The sequence below is a fragment of the Pseudoalteromonas sp. SG45-2 genome, assembly GCF_014164115.1.
GTDB classification, from domain to species: domain Bacteria; phylum Pseudomonadota; class Gammaproteobacteria; order Enterobacterales; family Alteromonadaceae; genus Pseudoalteromonas; species Pseudoalteromonas distincta.
On record NZ_JACJEO010000083.1, the window covers coordinates 1 to 251 of the forward strand.

Genomic DNA, 251 nt, shown 5'->3' on the forward strand with positions numbered 1-251 from the left:
CCCCCTTTGGTCCGTAGACATTATGCGGTATTAGCAGTCGTTTCCAACTGTTGTCCCCCACCTCAAGGCATGTTCCCAAGCATTACTCACCCGTCCGCCGCTCGTCAGCAAAGTAGCAAGCTACTTTCTGTTACCGCTCGACTTGCATGTGTTAGGCCTGCCGCCAGCGTTCAATCTGAGCCATGATCAAACTCTTCAATTAAAAAGTTTTATGTCTTTCGACAGCTCAATGAATTCTGAATTTTTTAATA

Annotated in this window: 1 rRNA gene; it reads right to left on the reverse strand. The window is 46.2% G+C overall.

Going from position 1 to position 251, the window contains the following annotated elements:
• Nucleotides 1–202 (reverse strand): 16S ribosomal RNA (locus tag H5116_RS20195); the annotation flags it as partial.
• Nucleotides 203–251: the final 49 nt, after the last annotated feature.